Raw genomic sequence first — 25,136 nt, 5'->3', positions numbered from 1 at the left:
TACTTTAAACTGTTTCGTTCGTTTCGGCTCGCGTCTCAGCGAAGAAGGCGAACTATACGCCCCTACATCCACCCTGTCAACTACTTCCTCCTCTTATTTTTATACAATCCACCAAACCTCTGTTCTAATAAGATTTATTTTTTGTCTTTATGACTGCATTGAAGTTTGTTTTAGCTTGCCAAGAATATGGCCATAAGTTGATTTTTGTTTGAGTGACACGATTCCTTTCACATAACACGGGAATCTTTTGGTTAAATGTTTTATATAAGTAGTATTTTATTAAAGATAAAAGCACGCCGACAGCGTGCTTTTATCTTATGGTTTATAAATTATTTATATCCGCCTTTAACTAAGGTTCCACTTTCGTCATGCTGCCAAGTAATCGCCCCAGGACATGCAGCTGAACCTCTGGACAATGTAGAAATAGAACCTTTAATGGTGTTATTGTTGGCGGTTGGTGGCAAAAATTTAATTTCATAGTAAGGCCAACCTTTTTTATCACACGTCAAATGAAAGGAGGGATTATTCATTTTATAGTTTTCGATCCATGAGATTTGTTTACTGGCCAAATTACCCGCAGATGGACTTACTTCCCACTGTCCTATGATATCTCGGCGTCCTGTAGTTAGATTTGTTACAGTTCCCATCAGCAAATTTCCATTTTTCTGTACTCGGAACGCAAATGTATCTCCTAACTCTCCTGGGATATACATACGACAAGTGGCACCACTTCTAGCGCCATCAGCCCCACCCTTACAATTTGCATGCCTGGCAATGGTGTCTTTACGAAAACTACTAAACAACACCATAAACTGACGAGAACCATCTTTTGCGTTTTTAGTAGGCTGAATACCGGTATACCCAATCCCGCCACCACCTGTGAAACCGAACTGATTTGAAAAATAAAACTCATCAACGGGAGCAGCCTGATTAATGGTAATACCAAAGGTTATATTCTCTATTACTTTATTAGTAGGAATATTCCAGTTTAGTGTAGGCGTAGCGGCTAAAGCATAACCAGTAGTAAATGCCATTGCCATTGCTATAATTCGTTTTTTCATAACTTTCTCCTTAAAATATTTATTAATTATCTGAGTCTGAACAATCTTATGCTTCTATGCTCGCGCATATTGTCTCTTTAATATTTTATCAAAAAATATTAATTATTCAAATGCTTAAAATCTTCATTAGATATATGTAGGTGTTGAGATTAAAATCTTAAAATATTTGTCTTATTAAGAAGATTTTTTGCTTGGTAATGGGGCTTAAAATTTAGCTAGCTTGGCTCTAATCAGCGTAAATTTCTTAGTTTGCACTATCGGAATAGGCATATGTTTTAGTGTTAAGTCATGTTGCAAATAGGAATGGTTTCTATTATCATAATCAAGATATGGAAAACCAACGTAAAGCCAATTTTTTGATTGTTGTTTTTGTTCTCAGCATGCACGTGCTTTTATTCTGGGCAATTGCTATTCATTCTCAAAAAATTGATATTGATACAAAAATACAATCCCTTAGTTTTGTCGATTTAGGTATGAGTGGACATCAGACTACTCCAGATGTTGCACCTAGTTCACCAACTAAACAACCTGTCGTACAGAAACAAATTATGAAGGTTTCGGCAACTAAGAAAGTGGTGTCTGATAAATCGATAATTAAACCTGTGGCTTCGATTAAAAGACAAAGTGAATTTAGCGTTAATCCTTCTAAAGAAGATAAGCCTAAACTAATACCCACAACGGCGAAACCAAGTCTTATAAAATCGACTTCTGAAAGTAATTCATCGGCCTCTATTTCTTCTAGTAATGAAAATAAATCTGACTCAACATCTACAAGTAATAAAAATAACGCTGACCAAGCTGGCGGTAGTTTAGTGGTACCCAAAGACTATCAGGGTGGCTATCTAGCTGCCTTACGGCCTGTTTATCCACCTGAATCGATGAATAATGGTGAAGAAGGAGTTGTTGGAATCACTGTATCAGTATCTGCAGATGGTAAACCCCTAGATGTAGCAATCAGCAAAAGTAGTGGATTTAGCCGCTTGGATCGTTCAGCCAAACAGGCTGTACTGAAATATCGATTTAAACCGGCTACTCGTGGCGGTATACCTATTCCGTATAAATATCATTTTAATGTTGCTTTTAGAATGCCTAATTAAGAGTGGCTAGCGGTAATTTAGTTTTTATATCTATTTAGATGATTTAATTAAATCATTATTAACTTTTAAGGTAATTATTCTTATGGACGGTAATATTGCTTCAATTTATGCTCAGAGTGGCTGGATTTTGCTGACAGTTTTAGCCATTCTTGTCCTGATGAGCATTATGACCTGGATTATTGCATTGATGCGTTGCTGGAGCTTATGGTGTGCCAGGCGGGATAATCGCACTGCTTTAAATTGTTTTGCTTCAGCAGAAAATCTGACACAGTTACAGCATGAGTTGGCTGATAATCACTCTCCGGTAGCAAGTCTTACCCGTGATGCTCTGCGTGCGAGCAAGCTATATCATGATCAGGCTAATCATTCTTTAGCTGCGGCAATGCCTTTTAATCGCTATCTTACCAGCCAGATTCGCAATAGTATGGAGCAGATTTTACGGCGCTATGAAAGCGGATTAACCGTTTTGGCTTCTATTAGTTCGAGTGCGCCCTTTATCGGGCTCTTTGGTACAGTATGGGGTATTTATCATGCTTTAATTAATATCGGACATAGTGGGCAGATGAGTATTGCTGCTGTTGCCGGCCCCATAGGGGAGGCGCTGATTTCTACCGCCATTGGCTTGTTTGCTGCTATTCCGGCTTTGTTGTTTTATAACGGTTTGGTTCGCAGCAAGAAAAATTTAAGTCGTGATCTGGATGGTTTTGCTCATGACCTGCATGCGCAACTATTAAATAATGGGGAATAAGTGATGGCATTTGGTCATTTTAGCGATGATGAGGTACATGAGTCAGCAGATATCAATGTAACACCGCTGGTTGATGTGATGCTGGTACTGTTAATTGTGTTTATGATTACTATGCCGGTACTGACTCACTCTATACCATTAACCTTGCCTACTACAGCAAATTCGCAGCAAAAGGCTGAGCCCAAAGCGCCATTGCGATTATCGATTGGGGCTGATGGAGAATATAAGTTAGGTGACAAGTCTCTTACATTGACACAGCTACAAAATAATTTACATTCAGAAGTGCAGGCTAATCCTGATATGGTATTGGCAATAGCTGCTGATAAGCATGTTGCTTATGATCATGTTGCTCAGGTCTTGGCTGCAGCACGGGATGCAGGTTTGGTGAAGGTTGGCTTTGTTACAGAAGACAAGTAGAGGTTTAATTTGGATTTGTAATACAGACTAATTTTACTGGAAGATTGATGGACTTTCTTATAAAAGAAAGTCCTTTTTTTGTTCAGCTTCATATTTTTAATAAAATTGGTTATCAATTTAAGCCATTTATTTGCTCATGAATATAAAAAATTCCTTAGTGATTTTAAGTATTCTGCACACTTTTGTTGGCAAAGCTAAATATGTATTTACTATAAACAGGATTAAATTTTTTTATTAAAATTTTGTGTAATTGCTATGAAATTATAGAAGCAGGTATCCAATCAGAACTTTTATATAAAAAATAAAATTATTTATTATGCTGGATAATAAAATTGTCGGCTGGACTGGATAAAATTTATATTAAACAATAATAAATCTGAGTTGAGATGTGATAATAACTTTATACAGGCAAAGCTGGATTTAATAAATAAAACTGGTAGATTTTATAATCTACCAGTTTTATTTATGCTGTTTTAGCGAATGACGCCACGGGTTGAATGAGTAAAGAATTCTTTAAAGATATGTAATTCCGCTGCTGTATCTGCTTCTGTAATAATTCTGGACTTAGCCTCGGTATAACTTAATCCTTGCCGGTAAAGAATTTTGTAGATGCGTTTGATGTTGGCAATTTGGTCTGCTGTGAATTTATGTCGCCTCAAGCCTTCGGTATTGAGTCCTGCTGGCTCAGCACGATATCCGGCTGCCATGACATATGGTGGCACATCTTTATGTACACCAGCTGCGAAAGCTGTCATGGCATAATCGCCGATATGACAAAATTGATGTACAAGTGAAAACCCGCCCAGTATTACATAGTCACCTATCACTACGTGACCAGCTAGTGACGCATTGTTGGCAAAGACTGTGTGACTGCCAACGACGCAATCATGCGCAAGATGGACATAGGCCATTATCCAGTTGTCGTCACCAATGCGGGTTTCTCCAATACCGGTAACAGTACCGGTATTGAATGTAGTGAATTCACGAATAGTGTTATGGTTACCGATAATCAGTCGTGTGGGCTCCCCACGGTATTTTTTATCCTGTGGTATTGCTCCGAGCGAAGCAAACTGAAAAATACGGTTCCCTTCTCCAATAGTGGTATGCCCGTCTATGACAACATGCGGTCCAATATCGGTATCAGCACCAATCTGCACATTGGCACCAATTACGGTATAAGCACCCACAGATACGCTACTATCGAGTTCGGCTTTGGGATCAATAATGGCTGTGGGGTGAATCTGCGTCATGTATATTTCCTACATTCGTGATTTACGACCAGTTTAATCATAAGTGATTAATGAAACTATTATAAATTTTATAAAAGTCATGAATATTTGTGGCTGTTGGATAACTTCTATTTATCAACTTTTCGTTTAGCACACATGATATCTGCCTCTGCGGCTATCTGATTATCCACCCAAGCTACTGCCTTGAATTTTCCTATATCCCGTTTGTTAGCCACAAGATTAACTTCAAACCTAAGCTGATCTCCCGGTATGACTTGGCGTTTGAAACGGGCATTATCTATGCCAACAAAAAAATAAATTTCATCATCTTCCCGTCCACCGTGATTCAGGATAGCCAGTGTACCGCAGGCCTGAGCCATAGCTTCGATGATGAGTACACCAGGCATAACTGGGAAATCAGGGAAATGACCTAGAAAAAAGGGTTCGTTAGCGGTAACATTTTTGATTGCACTTAAGGTCATGGCTTCACTGTCGTAAGCTGTGACACGATCAATCAGTAGAAATGGATAGCGGTGAGGCAATAATTTCTGAAGTGTTCGAACGTCTAAAGGTAGAGACCAATCCATTGCGTTAATCCTGTTGGTTTGATGAAGTGCCGTTTAGCTCGGCTAACTGGTGTTCCAAAGCTTTTATTTTCTGGTTCATTTCGTGTAAATGCCGAATGTGTGCGGCATTTTTCACCCAGTCATTGTGTTTTTGTAATGGAAAAATTGAGGCGTAGTAACCGCTTTCTTTAATGCTGTGGCTGACAGCAGTGGCTGCGCCTATAGTCGTTTTGGGCGGTATATTCAAATGACCACCTATCATCGCTGCACCACCGATTACGGAAAAATCACCGACTTCTGTGCTGCCAGCTATGCCGGTACAGGCAACAATAGCAACATGAGCACCAATTTTACCGTTATGGCCTATCATTACCTGATTGTCGATTTTGGCATCTTTTTCAACAATGGTGTTTTCGATGGCACCGCGATCAATGGTGGTATTAGCACCGATATCGACATCATCACCCAAAATCACGCAACCGGTCTGAACGATTTTAAACCATTCATTTTTTTGTTTATCCCAGGCAAAACCAAATCCATCGGCACCGATGACACAACCGGAATGCAGTTCAACACGGTTGCCTAGCTGACAACCATGATAAATGGTAACGTTGGCGTGAATGACGCAATCATTACCTACGATGCAGTCTTCTTCGATGACCGTACCTGCCAGTACGCGTGTGTGTTCACCGATAACGCAACGTTCTCCTATAACAACGTTAGCTCCGATTTCACAACTGTCGGCAATTTGTGCTGATGGTGCGATGATGGCGCTCGGATGAATTCCCGACCTAGCTTGTTGGAATGGATGAAACAGACGCGCTACACGAGCAAAATAGAGATAAGGATCATCAGTAATGATCAGTGTACGTCCCACTAGTGCTGCCGCTGATTTTTCGGTAACAATTAAGACGCCTGCACGGCTGGCTACTGCATCTTCCCGCAAACGGGGGTTGCTCAGGAAGCTGATATCATGCTCCTGTGCCTGTTGCAATGAAGTAATGCGGGTGAGAATGACATCATCGCCACGCAGTTCTCCACCCAGTTGTTTAACCAAAGCTGAGGCAGTTAGGTGATTTTCAGCCATTTTTTACCTTACTGTTTCTGCGCATTAAGTGCTTTGATGACGGCATCAGTGATGTCAAATTTGCTATTAACAAATATGGCATCTTGTATGATTAGATCATAACCTTCTTTTCTTGCCATATCGATGATAACTTTGTTGGCATTTTGCTGAAGTGAAGCAAACTCTTCGTTGCGGCGCAGATTGTAATCTTCTGCTAGTTCTGCTGCTGCTGTTTTATATTGCTCATCCATTTGCAGCATTTGCTTAATTTTGTTTTCTCGTTCAGCGACAGGAATTTTTCCAGATTCAATCGCTTCTTTTAATTTCAGACCTTCAGTCTGCATGGCTTGCAATTTTTTCTGCCTCGGAGCAAATTCTTTATCCAAGTCTTTCTGAATAGATTGAGCCTGAATTGATTGCTGATAGACTCGACCAGTATCAATAAAGCCAAGTTTCTGTATGCTTTCTGCCCACACCAAATTGTATGAAAACAGAGTAACTACTAGTGTTAAAAAAAATTTTTTAAGCATGTGTTAGTCCTTATCTGACTGCGATTAGAACGTGGTTCCTAACTGAAACTGGAAGCGCTGTAACTGGTCTTCCGGTTTTTTGTGTATCGGATAAGCATAACTGAATTTTAATGGCCCCATGGGTGATAACCATGTTACAGCCAGACCAGCTGAATAACGTACTTCGTTGCCAAAGCTGGATTTATGGGTCTTGGAACCACCATAAGGGTTTTTTTCGTCAAAATAGTTATAAGTTTTGTTGTCCCATACGCTACCGGCATCAGCAAACATACTCAAGCGGACTGTATGCTGATCTTTAATACCAGGAAACGGGAATAACAGTTCAGCAGTAGCTGTGGCGATATAATTACCACCATAACTGCTGGAATCACTGCTATAGGAACCATCACTGTAACGATTAAAATATTTCGGACCTAATGTGCCGGACTCATAACCGCGCACAGAACCCAAACCACCGCCATTGAAGGCATACATAAATGGCAGATCTTTGGTTTTACCATAGCCATCGGCATAACCAAGCTGTCCGTACAGCATGACGGTAAAGTTTTTGCTAACTGGGAAATACCAGCGCTGATCATGGCTTAGGCTGTAATATTGTAAATCACCACCTGGTAAACCGCTGTCAATATTAGCATTCATTATGTAGCCACGCGTGGGCCATAATGCGCTGTCTGTGGTATTACGTCCCCAGCCTACGGTACCTTTAAATATCCAGTTATCTTTTCCGTATTTCTGAACAAATTCAGCATAACGTTGAGGGGCATAGTCGCCATACAGGTTAACAGCGAGATGTTCTGCACCCAAGCTGAAGTTTACGCGGTCATATTCAGTAATGGGTACACCCATGGTCATAGCTGCACCAATTGTGGTGGTTTTATAATCCATGGAATTACTGTCAGATTTGCTAGGGTTGTAACCACGATAATAGACGTTGTAACCCAGACTGACGCCGTCGGGGGTGAAGTACGGATCGGTAAAGGACAAGGCAGCAACCTGATTTACCTTGGAACGGGATAATTGCAGACTGGCGGATTTACCGGTACCAAACAGATTGTCCTGAGAAATACCGGCCGACAGGAGCAGGCCGTCATCTTGAGCCCAGCCAGCGCCAACATTGATGGAGCCGGTAGAGCGTTCTTTCACACTCATATCCAGGTCAACTTGGTCGGGTGTGCCGGCCACTGGTTTGACATCTACTTGCGCATTATCAAAATAACCCAGTTGCTGTATACGTTCTTTGGAACGATTGATTTTGGATACGTCATAGGGCGCGCGTTCCATCTGTCTTAACTCACGCCGCAAGACTTCATCACGGGTTTTGTTGTTACCGGTAATGTTGATTTGATTGACGTATACTTTACGGTCTGGCACGACGTTGAGTACGAAATCTACAACGTGTGTTTGTTCATTCGGGATGGGTCGAACATCTACCTGACAGAAAGCATAGCCGGAACTACCCATTTTTTCCTGAATGGCTTTGATGATATCAATCATTTTGGAACGGTTGTACCATTTGCCTTGTTTGATTTTAACCAGCTTCTGCAATGAATCTATGGGTACTTCGCGTGTGTCTCCGCTTATGGTTACCTTGCCCCAACGATAACGAGAACCTTCGTTTACGCTGATATTAATCATTTGCGCCGTTTTATCTTCACTGCTATTAACTTTGACATCGGCAATACGGAAATTCAGATAGCCATGATCTTGATAGAAGTTATTGATTTTATCCAGATCCTGCTGTAGCTGACTGTCAGAGTAGCGGTCATCACGGGTCAACCAGCTGGTCCAGCTTTTCTGGCTTAAAGACATCTGATTGCGCAAGGTATGAGCGGAAAACTGTTGGTTGCCGCTGAAGTTGATAGACTTAATGGTGGTAGTCGGACCTTCATCAATTTTTAGTTCGAGTGCTACACGGTTACGTTCAAGCCGAGTCACTTTGGGAGTGATTTTGACCGCATTTTTACCTCGTTGATGATATGCATCCTGCAGGCCGTGTAGGGCTTGCTCTAGTATGGCTGGATTAAACACACGTGACTGACCCAGACCAAAATTACTAAGATTTTTCTTGATATCGTTATTGTTGATTGATTTACCGCCGGTAACATCAAAGCTACTGATAATCGGGCGTTCAACAACTGTCAGGAGAACCTGATTCCCCATTGTTTCCACTCGAACATCATCAAAAAAACCGGTAGCGTATAATTTTTTAATGATTTCTGCACCTTCGGCATCATTGAATGTATCACCGATTTTAACTGGCAGGTAACTGAAAACGGTTGTCGGTGCGGTACGCTGTAAACCTTCTACCCGAATGTCTTTTATGGTAAACGGTTCTACTGCCAAAGCCAGTGAAGACAGGCCTAAGGCCATTAAACTGACAGTTATCTGTTTTAATTTCATCATTCATCCAAACAAGCGGGTAATATCATTGAAGAAAGCCACCAGCATCAACATCAACATGGCAGCAATACCAAAACGCAGCCCCATTTCCTGAATGCGTAAACTGAGGGGCTTGCCGCGAATCCATTCGATCGCATAATACAATAAATGCCCGCCATCTAACACGGGAACGGGTAATAAATTCAGTACACCCAGACTGACACTGACCAAAGCCAGAAATTCAGTATAGCTTTGCCAGCCCATGGCTGCAGTTTTTCCAGCCACATCAGCTATGGTCAGGGGACCGGATAGATAATGTAAGGATGCCTGACCAGTGAGTAATTTGGCAAACATGGAAAGAGTGAGTGTAATGTAATCCCAGGTGCGCTGCATAGCCAGCTGCACTGATTGAAAAAAACTGGGCTGATAATGTTGGCGTATCTGGCGATCCCATGCTTTATCACGCATGGCTCCAACACCAACCTGGCCGATGATGGTGCCGTTTTCGAGTACAGACTCAGGGCGCAGGCTGGTATGTTGAATTTGGCCATTGCGTTGATAACTAATATCTAGTCGCGCTCCGGCACTGGCGCGGATATTATCCACCCATTCCTGCCAGTTACTAATTTTGCGGCCATTTATTGTTAACAATGTGTCTCCAGCTTGCAGACCTGCTTTGGCAGCTACGCTGTCTGGTACGACCATGCCTATCTGGTTGATTACTTTAAACGGCACGATACCGAGATATCCTGTTTTAGCTACATTAGCCGCTGCATCGGTACCAGCAATGTTGAGCAGACGCTTTCCAGATTGTCCTGCGGCGCTGATGACATCTACCAAAACTTTGCCACCATCCAGATTAAGCATGATTTTGGCTTGAGCATCTGACCAATCAGTAACTGGCTGTCCGTTCACACTTAAGATACGGTCACCAGACCGAAAACCGGCATCTGCTGCTACACTTGCTGGCTCTACCATCCCAACCCACGGCCGCATCTGAGTAATACCGCCGATGCTGAAACTGGCCGCATACAAAATTATCGCTAGAATCAAGTTAGTTAATGGACCGGCAATGACGATAGCGATTCGTTTCAGAGGATGCTGCCGGTCAAAGGCAAAAGGTAAATCAGACTCACTGACCTCCCCTTCCCGAGTGTCTACCATTTTGACATAACCGCCTAGCGGAATGGGAGCCAGACACCATTCAATATTGGCACGTTTGATAGAATAGAAGGGTTTACCAAAACCGATGCTAAATCGCAGCACTTTTACACCACACCAGCGCGCTACCAGCAGATGGCCTAATTCATGCAAACTGACCAGAAGTAAAATGGCTACGATAAAAGCAACTATGGTTAGTAACATGGTTTATCCTGTATTCAGCTGGCAGCCCTACCGGCCACCCATGTTTTAGCAGCACTGCGCACCTGCTCATCCAGAAACAGAAATTCTTCAATGGATGCTGCTGTAGAACCGCTGAATTGCTGCAGGCAGTTTTCAACGACCTGTGCCAATTCAGTAAACCGAATCTGCTCATCCAGAAAAGCGGCCACGGCAATTTCATTAGCTGCATTCAGGACACAAGAGCTGGCGTCATTGCTGCTGTTCAGTACATCATATGCCAATTTCAGGCAGGGAAAGCGTACAAAATCCGGTGCCAAAAAGTTTAAGCCACTTAAACGCGTAAAATCCAGTTGTTTGACGCCTGAAACAATTCTATCTGGCAAACCCAGACAGTGCGCAATCGGTATGCGCATGTCTGGCTTGCCCATTTGTGCCAGTACAGAACCATCAATATAGCGTACCATACTGTGTATCACACTTTGTGGATGGATAACTACTTCCAGCTGTTTAGCTGTTACATTGAATAGCCAGCGAGCTTCTATCAATTCAAGCCCTTTATTCATCATGCTGGCAGAATCCACAGAAATTTTACGCCCCATTTTCCAGTTAGGATGGTTTATAGCAGCTTCTGGAGTAATTGTGGCAAATTCATCTAACGGTGTATGCAGAAAGGGACCACCTGAAGCCGTTAAAATCAGCGATTCTACGCCAGCCAGTTGAGGATTACCCTGATAATCAGCAGGCAAAGACTGAAAGATGGCATTATGTTCGCTATCAACCGGTAATAGACGCGCACCGTACTGCTGTACAGTTTGCATGAATAAGGCACCAGCCACTACTAAAGTCTCTTTATTGGCCAGATATATGATTTTACCGGCTTTTGCTGCAGCAAGAGTCGGTTTAAGTCCGGCCGCGCCAACAATAGCAGCCATTACAGCATCTGTTTCACTGGCCTGTGCCACTTCACACAGCGCCTGCTCACCATACAATACTTCGGTTTTCAGTGCCGCTGTCAGTAATTGTGCCTGCAATACGCAGGCCTGCTGGGCGGTGGCTACCACTGCGTACATCGGTTGGAAACGAAAACACAATTCGGCCAAAAGATCAATTTGCTGGTGCGCTGTCAAAGCAAAGACAACAAAGCGTTCGGGATGGCGGCCTATAACATCTAGCGTGTTCAGGCCTATGCTGCCGGTAGCACCCAGAATGGTAATTGATATCGGTTTACAACCATTCATCAGTAAATCACTTTATATTAAAACAAACCACTAAAGCGGCATAAACGCTGAGTACGGCTATCAGGGAATCTACCCGATCGAATACACCGCCATGTCCAGGCAGAAGCTTGCTACTGTCTTTTACACCACCTGCACGTTTGAGCCAGCTTTCAAGCAAATCGCCACAGATACTCACAGCGGTCAAAATAGCCGCCAGAATCATGGTTTGCCACGACGGCAGGTTAACAGGCAGCCATCCACGCTGCTGCAATATAACTGTATATATTGCAACGCAGAATACGGCACCTATTGCCCCTTCCCAACTTTTATTCGGGCTGATGGTCGGTGCTAGTTTACGTTTACCGAACGTCCGGCCAACAAAATAGGCGGCAATATCAGCAATCCATACTAAAGCCATGATCGAAAGTAGTGCTGTGGCTGATCTGGCATCTGGACGCAGAGAAATTAAAGCTTGCCAGAAAGGCAACATTAATATCCAACCGGTCAATACACCAAGCAAGTTTGCTTTAACTTTCCATTTAAATTTTAACCAGAAGGGTACGAGTATCAGCCAAAACAGCAATACAACTATCTGTAACCATACAGGTGTGTAAGTCTGTTGATGATAAAGATACAGGCAGAAACCACCTGCTGCACTCAGCAGTAAATAGAGTAGGTTTTGTACATGGGTGAAATGGACAATACGGGCATATTCCCATAAAGCCAGCAATGCAATAAGGCCACTGAAAGCAGCCCATAAGCTGTTATTGGCCCCAAACAACATACCTATCATTAAGGGCAACAGGATTAGTGCAGTGAGAATACGTTGTTTGAGCATATGTCAGGGACGCTGTTGAGTAAGAGGCAGCTGCTCCGAAGTTCTACCAAAGCGCCGCTCCCGCACCTGATAGGAGCGGATGGCAGTAGCCAGATGGTCTTCGCCAAAATCCGGCCACAGCACCGGTGTAAAATATAATTCGGTGTAGGCTAGTTGCCACAAGAGAAAATTACTGATACGTGTTTCACCACCGGTGCGGATGAACAGGTCTGGTTCTGGTGCATCGCCAAGTGAAAGATAGGGCAAAATGCTGCTTTCAGTTAGCTCGGTAGCTCCTGCCTGAATGGCCTGATTGGCTGCATGCAGAATATCCCAGCGACCACCGTAATCTGCAGCGATGGTCAGAGTAAGGCCGGTATTGGCTGCAGTTAATGCTTCAGCTTCTTTAATACCTTGTACAATTTCTGCAGCAAACCGGCTACGATCACCGATAACTCGCAGGCGCAGGTTGTTTTTATGCAATTTCTGTACACGTTTCTGTAAGGATTGCAGAAACAGATTCATCAGGAAGTTAACTTCATCTACCGGCCGCCGCCAGTTTTCGGTTGAAAAAGCAAAAACAGTCAGATACTCGACACCCATACGGGCACAGTTTGCTGTCATGTCTTCCAGCATTTCCAGACCTTTTTTATGCCCCATGATACGGGGCATCAACCGTTTTTTGGCCCAGCGCCCGTTTCCATCCATGATAACGGCAATGTGACGAGGTATGTCTGTGTGTTCTGGTACGGTTTGGGTACTACTGGTAGTCAAAATACATCCTTTACGGGGATTTACAAGCTTAGATGGCCATCAGGTCGGCTTCTTTGGTTGCCAGCATTTTATCAATTTCAGCTATGTATTTATCAGTCAGCTTCTGAATGCCTTCTTCACCGCGGCGGGCTTCATCTTCGCTGATTTCTTTGTCTTTGAGTAGACGTTTGAGATCATTATTGGCATCACGACGAACATTACGTACCACAACACGGCCATCTTCTACTTCGCCACGTACTACTTTTATTAGATCCTTTCGGCGCTCTTCAGTAAGCATTGGCATCGGCACGCGTATCAAATCACCCATGGCAGCTGGATTCAGTCCGAGATTGGAATTGCGGATGGCTTTTTCGATAACGGCGGCCATTTTACTTTCAAAGGGTTTAACACCGATGGTACGGGCATCCAGCAGAGTTATACTGGCTACCTGACTTACAGAAACCATGCTGCCGTAGTATTCTACTTCTACCTGATCCAGCAGACCGGTATGTGCACGGCCGGTACGAACTTTTGCCAGATTATCGCGCAATACATCCAAGGATTTCTGCATTTTTGTTTCAGCGGTGTGTTGAATTTCGTTAATCATGAACATTCCTGTCTGAACTGATTGCATTTATTTCAATTTGTTGAAATTTCGGCAACCAGAAAATGGCAAACGCGCATACTAACGCAGTTATACGCATCAACTCAAGTTAAGTTAATCTGTCTGGCGATTTTTAAACATGCACCAGTGTACCTTCATCTTCACCCATGATGACTTTTTTCAATGCACCCGGTTTGAAGATGCCGAACACCACAATATTTAATTTCTGCTCACGACATAAGGCAAAGGCTGTAGCATCCATTACTTTTAAATTCTGGCTGATTGCTTCATCAAAGGTGATTTGCTGATAACGTCTAGCCTCTGGATTGGTTTTGGGGTCGGCCGTATATACACCGTCTACATTGGTTGCTTTTAACATAATATCACAATTCATTTCCACACCACGTAGGCTGGCTGCAGTATCGGTGGTAAAAAATGGATTGCCGGTGCCGGCAGCAAAAATGACTACTTTACCTTCTTCTAAATATTGGATGGCTTTGGGGCGCGCATAAGTTTCGGCAACCTGCTGCATACTCAGGGCAGACTGGACACGCGCCTTTATCTGCTGGGTTTCGAAGGCTTCTTTTAAGGCAAGGGCGTTCATTACTGTGGCCATCATGCCCATGTAATCGGCGGTGGCGCGCTCCATGCCTTTAGCAGACTGAGCCATACCACGAAAGATGTTACCACCACCTATGACGATAGCCACTTCTACCCCCATTTCGACCACTTCTTTAACCTGTGCGGTGATTTGCATGATGGTATCGCGGTTGATACCGAAAGCATCTGGCCCCATCAGGGATTCACCGGATAGCTTCAATAATACACGCTTGTATTTTGCTGGTTTGGTCATGATCATTCTTTCTATCTGTTTGCCATTAGATTTTTAACAGCTATTACCATAATTTTCAAAATATATTGGGAACTTTTATTTCAGCTATCTCAATGCGATGAAAGAGATAACTCAAAAAAAAGCACCCTGATTCAGAAATCTGAATCCAGAGTGCCCTTGGCATTTACTGCCTTATACTTTAGAAGCAGCGGCTACTTCAGCAGCGTAATCTACTTCTTTTTTCTCAATACCTTCACCTACGTGGAAAGCTACAAAACGGCTGATTTCGGCATTCTGTTCTTTAAGAAATTTTTCCACGGTTTGGTCAGGGTTGATGACAAACTGCTGACCTAGAAGAGTTACTTCTGCCAGAAACTTCTGTACACGACCTTCCACCATTTTTTCAATGATGTTTGCCGGTTTGCCGGAAGCAGCAGCTTGTTCTTCATAAATGTGGCGTTCTTTAGCCACAATTTCCGGATTTACTTCAGCAGCAGAGACACACTGTGGCTTGGAAGCTGCGATGTGCATGGCCACCTGGCGAATAGCCTGAGTATCACCACCTTTGTGCTCAACCAATACGCCGATTTTGGTACCGTGCATATAGGTAACCAGACTATTGTCGGTTTCAATGCGTTCAAAGCGGCGCACGGTGATGTTTTCACCCAGTTTGGCAATCACAGCTTTGCGGGCTTCTTCAATAGTTACACCGTCGTCGGTTTTAGCTTCAGCCAAGGCTTCCAGACTAGCTGGATTATGTACGGCAACGGCTTTGGCCACAGCCTGAGCAAACGCCATGAAGCTGGTATCTTTGGCAACAAAGTCCGTTTCACAGTTGATTTCGGCTACGGCACCTACTTTACCATCTACATATTCGGCAATCACGCCTTCTGCAGCTGTACGTCCAGCCAATTTACCAGCTTTGGCACCGGATTTAATGCGCAAAATTTCTTCGGCTTTTTCCATGTTACCTTCGGCTTCCACCAGTGCTTTTTTGCATTCCATCATGCCCAGACCAGTAGCAGCACGCAAATCACCAACCATTTTTGCAGTAATTGCAGCCATGTTTTACTCCTTAAACTTGATTATACTCAGCCTGATGGATATCAGACTGAAAAAATACTTTAAAAAAAGGGGCACTAATGTCCCCCTTCTTTTACGAAAAATACGAAAGAGCTAATTATTCGGCAGTTGCTGCAGCCTGTTTTTCCTCAGCAGCCTGAGCAGCCTGAACCACTTCCTGCAATGATTGGGCTTTGCCTTCCAGAATAGCATCAGCAATACCGCGACAATACAGACGGATGGCTTTAGCTGAGTCATCATTACCGGGAATTACATATTTAACGTCGTCAGGGCTATTGTTGGTGTCGACCACAGCGATAACTGGAATACCCAGTTTAGCGGCTTCTACCAGTGTACCTTTTTGATAGCCGGTATCGATAACGAAAATAGCATCCGGAAGACCTTTCATGTCTTTGATACCGCCCAAAGAACGTTCCAGTTTGGCTACTTCACGCTGCATTTCCAGCACTTCTTTTTTGCCATAGCCAGCTTCTGTAGCATTTTCCAGCGCAGCGGTTTTTTCTTCCAGACGTTTGATAGACTGTTTAACGGTTTTGTAGTTGGTGAGCATACCACCCAACCAGCGATGATCTACGTAAGGTGCACCAGCACGGGTTGCTTCTTCCTTAACAATATCACGAGCCTGACGTTTAGTACCAACAAATAATACGGTGCCTTTGTTGGCAGCCAGACGGCGCACAACATCCTGTGCTTCAATAAACAGCGGCAGGGTTTTTTCCAGATTGATGATATGAATTTTGTTACGCGCACCGAAAATGTATTCAGCCATTTTCGGGTTCCAGTAGCGGGTTTGGTGGCCAAAATGTACGCCTGCTTCCAGCATCTGGCGCATAGTAATTTGTGACATAATATCTATCCTTAAAGGGTTAAAGCCTGACACCGCCACGCATAGAACTCTATAAATTAAAGAGCACCCTTTCGCGTACGGTGCGAGCGTTATTTATTTTTACCGAGGTAAAACGTTCGGATGATACAGAAAAAAAGCTGTTTCGGCAAGTGCACGATACTACCTCTGTTAATCAATTTATTAAGCCGTCTATTTTATTTATGCACCAGCATTACGATAAAACATTACTACGCCGCTATTTGCGACAGCAACGGCAACAAATAAAGCCGGAGCTCCGTAAAGAGGCTACATCGCAAATTAACCGCCTGCTTTATCCCTTGATAAGACGTGGAAAACGGATTGCAGCGTACTGGGCCATTGGTAGCGAATTATCATTGTGGTCTTTTATTGCCACGGCACAGCACCGCGGAGCTGAAGTCTATTTACCCAGTATTGCACCCAAGCAGCGCCAATTATGGTTTACACGTTGCCCGCACCTACCACGACAGCCTGCTACAGCTCGCTATTTGATTTTGCATGGGCTTAAGCGCAGACGGAAGACAATTCCGCAGTTTGGCGGACCACGCCTACGCGCCCGCAGCTTAAACACAGTTATTGTCCCTTTACTTGGCATTGACCAGCAGGGTAACCGGCTTGGTCAGGGTGGAGGTTATTATGATGCTACGCTTGCAGCTTTACCACCATGGCATTTGAGATTGACCGGCGTGGGTTTTAAATGCCAGTTAATTGGTAAAATAGAATCGGAAAAACACGATATCAGAATACCGTTTTTTATCTGTGAACAGGGAATTCGAAATTTTTAATATGATTTTCTGGTCAGAATGAAGATATTTATTTGTGCTTATTATTCTCACTGGCTATTTATCGATTAAATAAATCCACTTTTAAGTAGTCATCGGCAATCCAGCTATAAAAAAATAATTGGGCAGTTACGCAATATAGGCTACATGTAACTGCCCTTGAAGCTGTCTGAAGACAGTCAGATCTGATTATTATAAATGCGTAAAAATCTCTTGTTCCGGTAAGCGGGATTTTGGGCGGCTGGCATTACTGTCATGGGCTGCACGATAGCCTAGACATACCACCAAAACGCTTTTCAGACCTTGCTGCGGTAGACCAAGTATTTCATCCATTTTCTGGTCATCAAATCCTTCAATAGCTGTAGAATCGATGCCGACAGCCGTGGCCGCAAATAATAGTTGCCCTAGCACGATATAAAGTTGTTTACTTTCCCATTCAAGCTGGCTTTGCGGAGTAGAACTGTTTTTATTTACAAAGAAATGGCGACCTTTGTCCATCATTTCTTTTACTTCTCCTTCACCGAAACGGCCATCTTTTTCTTCTTGTGCCAACACCTGCTGTAAATGCTTTTCGTCCAACGGTTTTTTGGCACAAAATATTAATGTATGGGATGCATCAGCGACACGCGGATGATTCAGTTCTAGGATGGCTGGCATGATTTTTTCCCGCGCAGTATCGTTATCTACTACAAAAAAATGCCAAGGTTGTGAATTAACCGATGAGGGACTGTTTCTAATTACTTCAAATAACTGAGCTAATTGTTCAGGTGGTATTGTGCGGGTTTTGTCATAATGTTTCGTGGTATAACGCTGTTTAGAAATATCAGCAATATTCATGGTTGGCTCCTGTTACTTAACTACTATATTTGTATAATAATTCAGATATTTAATTTTATACAGTTTATTATCCTTGGTAGTGTGCTGCTATGACAGCCATGCTGTAAATCATTACCATTTCCTAACCACAGTCTAATTTCTGTATGTAGTTAATGTTATCTGATAATTTAGAAAAAAGTATTGTTGAATATTTTTTTGCAGTTACTAAATTTTTTTAAACAAAATGCTACTGTTTTATGACTGTATACGGAAATTGCAGTGGACAGGATATTATTGATGCTTTTGTCTAATTATTTGCTGGCATTGATAACAATAGGCTTTACCGCCGAATATGTTTTTATGATTCCAGCAATAATTGGCAGCATCTGGGCTAATATTTTTACGACAAGCTACGCAAAAATAGCTGACAGGCTTTTTCACTGGGGTTAGGGTTTCTGTTTGCGGCTGTGAAGACGTAGCAATTTTGGCTGAATGGTTATTTATTTTATTTAATCCAAAACATGCCAACCAGTCATGCTTTTGTGGATGATGTAGTTTGACCAACTGATGAGCAAATTCTTCTAGCCGGCTACGGGAAACAGTGCGAATAATGCTGAATATGCCTAAAGGTTTACTAAACTGCTTTACTTTTTCTTGCAACTGCTCATTCTTTATAATGTTATCCAGTCCGGCTATTGTTTTTTTCGGGCGCCGGATAGAGCTATCGTTTGATATTAAAATTAGACTGTATATCAAAGGCTTAAAATACAATCCGCAAAGACTGGGGCATTGAATCCGCTTTTTCTGTAACAATTGTTTCAGGATACTGATATGGCGTTTGTTTTGTTCCAGTGGTGAAGGCATGCCTTGTCCTTGCCCATTATATCGGCGCGAAAATTCACCAAATTCATTGATTATCAATTCACCTGCTATTCTTTTGCTTTCACAAACAAATATCTGCAAATGGCGATTAATCAGTAAATGGTCTATCTGAGCTACTTTGTTTTGAAATTGCAGCCTTAAATCGTTGATAATTACCCAATCTGGGTGATTTCCAAAATGAAATTGCATTAGATAGGCTGACTCTTCTTCACCTTTGATGCCAGCACACAATAAACGGATGCGTTGCTCAATTTTCCGCTGCGTTTGCGGTGATAAATCAGGCCGCTGCTGCAGCTGTTGCAATATTTCTAAATCCTCTTGTTTACTATCAATTTGCTTAATAATCATTTTGTAGTCAATTTTAATAATTTAGATTGGCATATATTTTAGCTATATCTGCCCTGCTGATTGATGTTTGGGGTTCTTTTAAGATATTTTTCTTTCCACTCAGTTTATTGCTTATATCTGCCAATATTTATTTTAATCACTTTTGTGTAAATGTTTTGTTGAAGTTTATACATGGTAATGATTTGAACGGCAAATAGTTTGTGCTGCTTTTATTTTGTTGTCTTTACAGGCGGCAGACGTAAAAAAAACCGCTGATTTCAGCGGTTTTTTAAATCTGGTGCCCAGAGACGGACTCGAACCGTCACACCTTGCGGCGGGGGATTTTGAGTCCCCTGCGTCTACCAATTTCGCCATCTGGGCTAGCGAAGAATCGGCATTATAACGGATTTTCTATAGTTGTAAAGGTTTTTTTCTTGGTAGGGAATTTTTTTAATTATTTATGAATAAAATATTGATTTTATATTTGGATTTTTTTATATTTTACTTATTAATTTAAAATTAAAAATCTGTATTGTATTTTTTAGCTGAACATTATAAAGTACAATTTTGTAATACAAATCAATTTATGTTTAAAATCCATTTATCTGCGGCGTTAATTGTTTCGGCAATCATGCTATCAGCATGTCAGCCGCAAGTACCGGCTTCTACAGCCAAGCCGGCTGCCAGTGCAGATATGCCGCAGCATCAGCAATATTCTTTTGAAGGAAGCGATGTGCGCGATGCCGGTCTGGGCGGAGATGATTTTTCTTTGCTGGATGGCAAAGGTAAATCAGTACATTTGCGTGATTTTCGCGGTAAAGTGGTTGCACTGGTATTCGGCTACACGCATTGTCCAGATGTATGCCCCACTAATCTGCTAGCTTATGCGGATGCGATAAATCAGCTAGGAGAAAAGGGTAAGCAAGTACAAGTGCTATTTATTACACTTGACCCTCTGCGCGATACACCGCAAGTTATGGCTGAGTATGCACCAGCATTTAATCCGAATTTTATCGGTTTAACGGTAGACAAACCGCGTTTGCAGGCGCTTAATAGTGTGATTACCCAATATAAAATTGCGGTACATAAAGTAGCAGGCAGTAGTGCAAAAGACTATCAGCTGGATCATAGTACTGGGACATATTTGCTGGACAAACAGGGACATACCGTGGTGTATGAACCACACAGCCAGACAGCAACACAATTGGCTCATGACATGAAACAATTGTTAGATTAAAATTATGTAATTAATATTTTTATAATATGCAAATTAATTTTTACGCAATAATAAATTTATAGCTAAAGATTTTTGCAGTGTCTAGATACTGATAAAAAAATGACTGCACAATTAACCATTGCGTTATCTAAAGGTCGTATTTATGAAGAAACGCTGCCTTTGCTGGCAGCAGCGGGGATTAAGGCTATTGAAGACCCGGAGTCATCCCGCAAACTGATTATTAATACGAATCATAACAATATCCGCTTGATTATTGTGCGGGCGACAGATGTGCCTACTTATGTGCAATATGGTGCAGCTGATTTTGGAATTGCGGGAAAAGATGTTTTAATTGAACATGATGGAGATGGGCTATATCAGCCTCTGGATTTGAATATTGCCCGCTGCCGGATGATGGTAGCCGTAAGAAAAGGTTTTGATTATGCGGCAGCTTCGCAGCCCGGCTGCCGTTTGCGGGTAGCTACTAAATATCCGAATATAGCGGCAGAACATTTTGCCGGTAAAGGTGTGCATACTGATTTGATTAAGCTGTATGGATCGATGGAACTGGCACCGCTGGTGGGCTTGGCTGATGCAATTGTTGATCTGGTTTCTACCGGTAATACATTACAGGCAAATAATCTGCAGGCTGTAGAGCATGTGGTAGATATATCCAGCCGGCTGGTGGTGAATAAGGCAGCTTTAAAATTGAAATATTCATGTATACAACCAATTATTGATGTTTTTGCACAGGCAAAAAATCAAAAAATTTAGTTTTATTTATATTGAACAGGAATTATTTAAATGACAACGGAAAATTCGGCCAAACTGGCAGTACTTATAGATGCAGACAACACTTCAGCCAGTACGGTTGAATCTCTACTGGAAGAAATCGCCAAATATGGTATTGCCAGTGTCAAACGTATCTATGGTGACTGGAGCAGTGGCCTATCCAAATGGAAAGATGCATTGCTTCCGCATGCTATTACACCGGTGCAGCAGTTTGCCTACACAAAGGGAAAAAATGCTACCGACATGGCCATGGTTATTGATGCGATGGATTTACTTTACAGCAATACTTTTGATGGTTTTTGTATTGTGTCCAGCGACAGTGATTTTACCCGTTTAGCATCACGCATTCGTGAAAATGGCCTGACTGTTTATGGTTTCGGGCAAAAGAAAACGCCTGAATCTTTTCGTAAAGCCTGTGATAAATTTATTTATACTGAAAATCTGCTTAGCCATACAACAGTAGAACTTGGTGAAGACAAATCCCAGACACCTATATTCCGCAACAAGCGTAAATCTCCGACTGAACTGAAGCAGGACACAGCATTGATGAATCTGTTTCGCAATGCAGTGAAGGAACACGCTGATGATGATGGCTGGACGTCGCTGGGGGTAGTGGGACAATATATCAATAAGGTTAATTCTGATTTTGATGCTCGTAATTACGGCTATACTAAATTGTCCTATCTGATTAATGCTATCGATATTTTTGAAACGCAGATGCATGGAAATCATTTATGGCTGCGTTTGAAAAAACGCAGTAATAATCTGCTGCCGAAAACAGAAAATAAATCTTTTGCTCCAGTTGCTGAACCGGCTGCTTTTCAGCAGAACAATGACGCACCTTTGGTGATTACGATTCCGGCTGTCAGCAAATCATCACCGGCGGAAAAAGTGAGTGTCAAGATTGAGCCGGAAGAAAAAACGAAGAATACTCAACCGGTATTGGTACAAATTGAAACTCAGGCGCCTGAATTCACCAGCTTCGATAAAAGCCGTGATGATCAGACTAAGCGCGGACGTGGCCGTCCTCGCAAAGCTGTATTTGAAACGGCGGTGACGACATCAGAAAATAGTCGCGGCCGCGGCCGGCCAGCTAAAACTGGTTTCAACAGCCGTACTGCTAAATCCAATCGTTCTTCTGGCGAAACTTCCAGCCAGCATTATTGGAACCGTCTGGTACCGATGGTACAGAAAGCGATTGAACGAACCTGTGATATTGAAGGCTGGGCAACAGTAAGCTCGGTCGCACGAGAGCTGGTAACCAGTGATGGTGGGTTCAACGCTAAAGACTATGGCTTTGATAATGCCAATAATGCTATTTCCGCCATCAGCAATGAATGGATCGACAGCCGCAAGGCCGGCCGTGGTCTGAGAGTACGGGTAGTCAAACCGTATGATGTTGAAGTAGATGGCAATACCATTCCAGCACATGAGCTAGCTGCTAAAACAAAGTCTCCGGTTATCGATGTGGATGATGATAATTTCGGTAATAATATTTAATTAAATCTATCAGGATCGGGCAGCATAGGCTGCCCGTTATACAAAGGTATGAAATATATTTCTTCGCAGGATACTGACTTTAAGGCTCAGTTGACTGCCCTTCAGGCATTTGAAACCGCACAGGATCCTCAAGTGGATGCTGCAGTGGCTGCTATCTGTACAGATGTACAGCAACGTGGTGATGCAGCAGTAGTCGAATATACCAACCGCTTTGACCACACACAGGCACAATCCATGGCTGAACTGACTTTAAGTCAGGCCGATTTGGCTGCGGCATTTGCACGGCTGCCTGCAGATGTTCAGTCTGCTTTGCAAACGGCAGCAAAACGGATTGAGAGCTATCACCAGCACCAGAAACAACAATCGTGGCAATATGAAGATGAAAACGGTACTTTACTGGGACAGCAGATTAGTGCGCTGGATCGAGTGGGTATTTATGTTCCTGGCGGCAAGGCAGCTTATCCAAGCTCGGTGATAATGAATGCGATGCCGGCACATGTGGCAGGAGTAAAAGAAATCATTATGGTCGTGCCCATGCCAAACGGGGAACGCAATGATATTGTACTGGGTGCTGCTTATGTAGCTGGAGTCACACAAGTTTTTACCATCGGCGGGGCACAAGCTGTGGCAGCGCTGGCATATGGTACGGAAAGTATTGTGCAAGTCGATAAAATTACCGGCCCAGGCAACGCTTATGTGGCTGCTGCCAAACGGCGGGTGTTTGGTGTGGTGGGTATCGATATGGTTGCAGGCCCGAGCGAGATTTTGGTTATTGCCGATGGCACCACGCCGGCTAAATGGGTGGCGATGGATTTGTTTAGTCAATCAGAACATGATGAAATCGCTCAGGCAATTCTGATTACTACGGATGCAAACTATGCATCTGAAGTAGAAGCACAAATGCAGACGCTCATGAAAGAGATGCCACGTAAAGCCATTATTAAAGCATCGCTGGCTAATCGCGGAGCCATTATTCAAGTGCAGAATCTGGAAGAAGCCTGTGAAATTGCCAATTATTTGGCTCCGGAACATCTGGAGCTTTCAGTAGCCAATCCGCAGGAATGGGCACCGAAAATACGCCATGCCGGTGCTATATTTATGGGTCAGTATACCAGTGAAAGTCTTGGCGATTATTGTGCTGGGCCCAATCATGTTTTACCGACCAGCCGTACTGCTCGTTTTGCATCTCCTCTGGGTGTCTACGATTTTCAGAAACGTAGCAGCCTAATTAAGGTATCTGCGCAGGGAGCGAAGCAATTGGGACAGATTGCCAGTATTCTAGCGCATGGTGAGGGACTGACGGCTCATGCTCGTGCAGCAGAATTACGTATGGAATAAAACACCTGACTTATTTAAGCCAATGCTACAAATGGCATTGGCTTTTTTATTAATTTCTGGTAAATCATTTATTCTTTAAGCATAAAAATATTATTGTTTGTTTTTTTGTTTCTGGATAAAGTCATTTGAATTTTTTAATGCTTGCAGCACTGCCTATAATCATAAAAAAATAGCATTCTAGTTGATAAAAATATTTGCTTACAAATAAGGTATTTTGACCTTATACAATAATTTTTGCTTTATCTGCTGTTTGAGAAAATTTTATTTTTTATAATATAATCAATAATTAAAAGTTATTTTTCGGCAGAAATTTTGTGGAATGCTATTTAAGGAGCCGGTAATGCAGATTAAAACGCTGGATCATCTGGTTTTGACAGTTAAAGATATTCAGGCTTCAACTGCTTTTTATACAAAGATACTGGGCATGCGCGAAAGTAGGTTTGCCGACAATCGTACTGCTCTGCATTTTGGCGAAATGAAAATTAATTTACACCAGCAAGGACATGAGTTTAATCCGAAAGCACTTTATCCTACGCCAGGCTCAGCAGATTTGTGTTTTATTGTGGAACAATCGCTGGATGAAGTGATAGCTATTTTGCAGGAGCATCATATCCCGCTGGAGAAGCAACCCAGTAGCCGACATGGTGCCTGTGGAAAAATGACTTCAATTTATATTCGTGATCCGGATAATAATTTGATTGAACTGGCTAATTATCCACAAAATTCTTAATTCTGAGCTAGTTTTTAATTTATCCGCAATAAGCTGAACAACCGTTGAGCTATGAGATTTGTGCGGAAAGGGTATAGCTGTGGATAAAAATATTTTACGGCCATAAATAAAAAAAGGCGGGCTATGCCCACCTTCTACTTGTATT

25 protein-coding genes and 1 tRNA gene are annotated in these 25,136 nt (G+C 42.6%); 9 read left to right on the top strand and 17 right to left on the bottom strand.

All coding sequences use genetic code 11. The features are described from left to right. Positions 1-329: 329 nt before the first annotated feature. Positions 330-1,061: a DUF3472 domain-containing protein gene (locus tag J3U64_RS06815; RefSeq protein ID WP_267408713.1), complete on the bottom strand. Its 732-nt coding sequence runs from the start codon at positions 1,059-1,061 to the stop codon at positions 330-332. Positions 1,062-1,390: 329 nt separating this feature from the next. Here J3U64_RS06815 and J3U64_RS06810 point away from each other — a divergent pair, with 329 nt between their 5' ends. The 3 genes from J3U64_RS06810 (at position 1,391) to J3U64_RS06800 (ending at position 3,323) form a co-directional block, all read left to right on the top strand. Beyond that, positions 1,391-2,158: an energy transducer TonB gene (locus J3U64_RS06810; RefSeq protein ID WP_267408712.1), complete on the top strand. Its 768-nt coding sequence runs from the start codon at positions 1,391-1,393 to the stop codon at positions 2,156-2,158. Between the two features lie 82 nt (positions 2,159-2,240). Beyond that, on the top strand, positions 2,241-2,906 hold the full coding sequence (locus tag J3U64_RS06805) for a MotA/TolQ/ExbB proton channel family protein (protein ID WP_267408711.1): 666 nt from the start codon (positions 2,241-2,243) through the stop codon (positions 2,904-2,906). 3 nt (positions 2,907-2,909) lie between these two features. Beyond that, the gene (locus J3U64_RS06800; RefSeq protein ID WP_267408710.1) at positions 2,910-3,323 is read left to right on the top strand and encodes an ExbD/TolR family protein; all 414 of its coding nucleotides are present in this window, start codon (positions 2,910-2,912) and stop codon (positions 3,321-3,323) included. 473 nt (positions 3,324-3,796) lie between these two features. Here the strand turns inward: J3U64_RS06800 and lpxA are convergent, their stop codons facing one another. From lpxA to rpsB, 13 genes are all read right to left on the bottom strand, one after another. After that, entirely contained in the window at positions 3,797-4,573 is a 777-nt protein-coding gene (gene lpxA, locus J3U64_RS06795; RefSeq protein ID WP_100151456.1) for an acyl-ACP--UDP-N-acetylglucosamine O-acyltransferase, read from the bottom strand. Between the two features lie 107 nt (positions 4,574-4,680). Further along, entirely contained in the window at positions 4,681-5,139 is a 459-nt protein-coding gene (gene fabZ / locus J3U64_RS06790) for a 3-hydroxyacyl-ACP dehydratase FabZ (protein ID WP_267391021.1), read from the bottom strand. Between the two features lie 4 nt (positions 5,140-5,143). Beyond that, positions 5,144-6,205: a UDP-3-O-(3-hydroxymyristoyl)glucosamine N-acyltransferase gene (gene lpxD, locus J3U64_RS06785; protein ID WP_267408709.1), complete on the bottom strand. Its 1,062-nt coding sequence runs from the start codon at positions 6,203-6,205 to the stop codon at positions 5,144-5,146. 8 nt (positions 6,206-6,213) lie between these two features. Beyond that, positions 6,214-6,714, bottom strand: a complete 501-nt coding sequence (locus J3U64_RS06780) for an OmpH family outer membrane protein (protein WP_267408708.1) — start codon at positions 6,712-6,714, stop codon at positions 6,214-6,216. A 24-nt stretch (positions 6,715-6,738) separates the two neighbouring features. Next, complete coding sequence (bamA, locus tag J3U64_RS06775) at positions 6,739-9,114, bottom strand: outer membrane protein assembly factor BamA (protein ID WP_267408721.1); 2,376 nt, start codon at positions 9,112-9,114, stop codon at positions 6,739-6,741. Between the two features lie 3 nt (positions 9,115-9,117). Next, on the bottom strand, positions 9,118-10,458 hold the full coding sequence (gene rseP, locus J3U64_RS06770; protein WP_267408707.1) for an RIP metalloprotease RseP: 1,341 nt from the start codon (positions 10,456-10,458) through the stop codon (positions 9,118-9,120). Between the two features lie 14 nt (positions 10,459-10,472). Further along, entirely contained in the window at positions 10,473-11,675 is a 1,203-nt protein-coding gene (ispC, locus tag J3U64_RS06765) for a 1-deoxy-D-xylulose-5-phosphate reductoisomerase (RefSeq protein WP_267408706.1), read from the bottom strand. 7 nt (positions 11,676-11,682) lie between these two features. Beyond that, positions 11,683-12,492, bottom strand: a complete 810-nt coding sequence (locus J3U64_RS06760; RefSeq protein ID WP_267408705.1) for a phosphatidate cytidylyltransferase — start codon at positions 12,490-12,492, stop codon at positions 11,683-11,685. Positions 12,493-12,495: 3 nt separating this feature from the next. Next, a complete protein-coding gene (locus J3U64_RS06755) occupies positions 12,496-13,245 on the bottom strand; it encodes an isoprenyl transferase (protein WP_267408704.1) in 750 nt (249 codons plus the stop codon). Between the two features lie 28 nt (positions 13,246-13,273). Then, entirely contained in the window at positions 13,274-13,831 is a 558-nt protein-coding gene (frr, locus tag J3U64_RS06750; RefSeq protein WP_100141001.1) for a ribosome recycling factor, read from the bottom strand. 130 nt (positions 13,832-13,961) lie between these two features. Beyond that, a complete protein-coding gene (gene pyrH, locus J3U64_RS06745) occupies positions 13,962-14,681 on the bottom strand; it encodes a UMP kinase (protein WP_100141002.1) in 720 nt (239 codons plus the stop codon). Between the two features lie 171 nt (positions 14,682-14,852). After that, entirely contained in the window at positions 14,853-15,725 is an 873-nt protein-coding gene (gene tsf / locus J3U64_RS06740; RefSeq protein ID WP_100141003.1) for a translation elongation factor Ts, read from the bottom strand. A 115-nt stretch (positions 15,726-15,840) separates the two neighbouring features. Beyond that, positions 15,841-16,590: a 30S ribosomal protein S2 gene (rpsB, locus tag J3U64_RS06735; RefSeq protein ID WP_100141004.1), complete on the bottom strand. Its 750-nt coding sequence runs from the start codon at positions 16,588-16,590 to the stop codon at positions 15,841-15,843. Between the two features lie 200 nt (positions 16,591-16,790). On the opposite strand from rpsB, the gene J3U64_RS06730 reads away from it, so the two are divergent. Further along, the gene (locus J3U64_RS06730) at positions 16,791-17,393 is read left to right on the top strand and encodes a 5-formyltetrahydrofolate cyclo-ligase (protein WP_267408703.1); all 603 of its coding nucleotides are present in this window, start codon (positions 16,791-16,793) and stop codon (positions 17,391-17,393) included. Between the two features lie 189 nt (positions 17,394-17,582). On the opposite strand, the gene nfsB is transcribed toward J3U64_RS06730, so the two are convergent. From nfsB to J3U64_RS06715, 3 genes are all read right to left on the bottom strand, one after another. Then, a complete protein-coding gene (gene nfsB, locus J3U64_RS06725; protein ID WP_100151464.1) occupies positions 17,583-18,227 on the bottom strand; it encodes an oxygen-insensitive NAD(P)H nitroreductase in 645 nt (214 codons plus the stop codon). Positions 18,228-18,497: 270 nt separating this feature from the next. Beyond that, positions 18,498-19,436 (bottom strand): nuclease-related domain-containing protein, encoded by a 939-nt coding sequence (locus J3U64_RS06720; protein WP_267408702.1) that lies wholly within the window; start codon positions 19,434-19,436, stop codon positions 18,498-18,500. A gap of 275 nt (positions 19,437-19,711) precedes the next feature. Continuing rightward, a tRNA-Leu gene (locus J3U64_RS06715) sits at positions 19,712-19,796 on the bottom strand. Positions 19,797-20,001: 205 nt separating this feature from the next. Between J3U64_RS06715 and J3U64_RS06710 the strand changes: the two genes are divergently transcribed. From J3U64_RS06710 to J3U64_RS06685, 5 genes are all read left to right on the top strand, one after another. After that, positions 20,002-20,652, top strand: coding sequence for an SCO family protein (locus tag J3U64_RS06710; protein ID WP_100151466.1), 651 nt, complete (start codon positions 20,002-20,004; stop codon positions 20,650-20,652). 99 nt (positions 20,653-20,751) lie between these two features. Beyond that, positions 20,752-21,405, top strand: coding sequence for an ATP phosphoribosyltransferase (hisG, locus tag J3U64_RS06705; protein ID WP_100141009.1), 654 nt, complete (start codon positions 20,752-20,754; stop codon positions 21,403-21,405). 30 nt (positions 21,406-21,435) lie between these two features. After that, positions 21,436-22,923: an NYN domain-containing protein gene (locus tag J3U64_RS09985; protein WP_370387669.1), complete on the top strand. Its 1,488-nt coding sequence runs from the start codon at positions 21,436-21,438 to the stop codon at positions 22,921-22,923. Positions 22,924-22,971: 48 nt separating this feature from the next. Then, on the top strand, positions 22,972-24,261 hold the full coding sequence (gene hisD / locus J3U64_RS06690; RefSeq protein ID WP_267408701.1) for a histidinol dehydrogenase: 1,290 nt from the start codon (positions 22,972-22,974) through the stop codon (positions 24,259-24,261). Between the two features lie 340 nt (positions 24,262-24,601). Continuing rightward, entirely contained in the window at positions 24,602-24,991 is a 390-nt protein-coding gene (locus tag J3U64_RS06685) for a VOC family protein (RefSeq protein WP_267391000.1), read from the top strand. The last annotated feature ends 145 nt before the right edge of the window (positions 24,992-25,136 follow it).

The sequence above is a fragment of the Snodgrassella sp. B3800 genome (genome assembly GCF_026535865.1).
GTDB classification, from domain to species: domain Bacteria; phylum Pseudomonadota; class Gammaproteobacteria; order Burkholderiales; family Neisseriaceae; genus Snodgrassella; species Snodgrassella alvi_E.
The sequence above is the reverse complement of the archived record's forward strand: the minus strand, read 5'-3'. Positions and strand labels throughout refer to the sequence as shown.

Bases quoted from the DNA above. Each gene is read 5' to 3' on its own strand.
- frr (WP_100141001.1), bottom strand. From the start codon at position 13,831: ATGATTAACGAAATTCAACACACCGCTGAAACAAAAATGCAGAAATCC.
- fabZ (WP_267391021.1), bottom strand. From the start codon at position 5,139: ATGGATTGGTCTCTACCTTTAGACGTTCGAACACTTCAGAAATTATTG.
- J3U64_RS06810 (WP_267408712.1), top strand. From the start codon at position 1,391: ATGGAAAACCAACGTAAAGCCAATTTTTTGATTGTTGTTTTTGTTCTC.
- J3U64_RS06710 (WP_100151466.1), top strand. From the start codon at position 20,002: ATGTTTAAAATCCATTTATCTGCGGCGTTAATTGTTTCGGCAATCATG.
- lpxD (WP_267408709.1), bottom strand. From the start codon at position 6,205: ATGGCTGAAAATCACCTAACTGCCTCAGCTTTGGTTAAACAACTGGGT.
- pyrH (WP_100141002.1), bottom strand. From the start codon at position 14,681: ATGACCAAACCAGCAAAATACAAGCGTGTATTATTGAAGCTATCCGGT.
- J3U64_RS06720 (WP_267408702.1), bottom strand. From the start codon at position 19,436: ATGATTATTAAGCAAATTGATAGTAAACAAGAGGATTTAGAAATATTG.
- J3U64_RS06780 (WP_267408708.1), bottom strand. From the start codon at position 6,714: ATGCTTAAAAAATTTTTTTTAACACTAGTAGTTACTCTGTTTTCATAC.
- ispC (WP_267408706.1), bottom strand. From the start codon at position 11,675: ATGAATGGTTGTAAACCGATATCAATTACCATTCTGGGTGCTACCGGC.
- J3U64_RS06805 (WP_267408711.1), top strand. From the start codon at position 2,241: ATGGACGGTAATATTGCTTCAATTTATGCTCAGAGTGGCTGGATTTTG.
- rseP (WP_267408707.1), bottom strand. From the start codon at position 10,458: ATGTTACTAACCATAGTTGCTTTTATCGTAGCCATTTTACTTCTGGTC.
- J3U64_RS06685 (WP_267391000.1), top strand. From the start codon at position 24,602: ATGCAGATTAAAACGCTGGATCATCTGGTTTTGACAGTTAAAGATATT.
- J3U64_RS06815 (WP_267408713.1), bottom strand. From the start codon at position 1,061: ATGAAAAAACGAATTATAGCAATGGCAATGGCATTTACTACTGGTTAT.
- tsf (WP_100141003.1), bottom strand. From the start codon at position 15,725: ATGGCTGCAATTACTGCAAAAATGGTTGGTGATTTGCGTGCTGCTACT.
- lpxA (WP_100151456.1), bottom strand. From the start codon at position 4,573: ATGACGCAGATTCACCCCACAGCCATTATTGATCCCAAAGCCGAACTC.
- J3U64_RS06800 (WP_267408710.1), top strand. From the start codon at position 2,910: ATGGCATTTGGTCATTTTAGCGATGATGAGGTACATGAGTCAGCAGAT.
- hisD (WP_267408701.1), top strand. From the start codon at position 22,972: ATGAAATATATTTCTTCGCAGGATACTGACTTTAAGGCTCAGTTGACT.
- nfsB (WP_100151464.1), bottom strand. From the start codon at position 18,227: ATGAATATTGCTGATATTTCTAAACAGCGTTATACCACGAAACATTAT.
- J3U64_RS09985 (WP_370387669.1), top strand. From the start codon at position 21,436: ATGACAACGGAAAATTCGGCCAAACTGGCAGTACTTATAGATGCAGAC.
- J3U64_RS06730 (WP_267408703.1), top strand. From the start codon at position 16,791: ATGCACCAGCATTACGATAAAACATTACTACGCCGCTATTTGCGACAG.
- J3U64_RS06760 (WP_267408705.1), bottom strand. From the start codon at position 12,492: ATGCTCAAACAACGTATTCTCACTGCACTAATCCTGTTGCCCTTAATG.
- rpsB (WP_100141004.1), bottom strand. From the start codon at position 16,590: ATGTCACAAATTACTATGCGCCAGATGCTGGAAGCAGGCGTACATTTT.
- bamA (WP_267408721.1), bottom strand. From the start codon at position 9,114: ATGAAATTAAAACAGATAACTGTCAGTTTAATGGCCTTAGGCCTGTCT.
- hisG (WP_100141009.1), top strand. From the start codon at position 20,752: ATGACTGCACAATTAACCATTGCGTTATCTAAAGGTCGTATTTATGAA.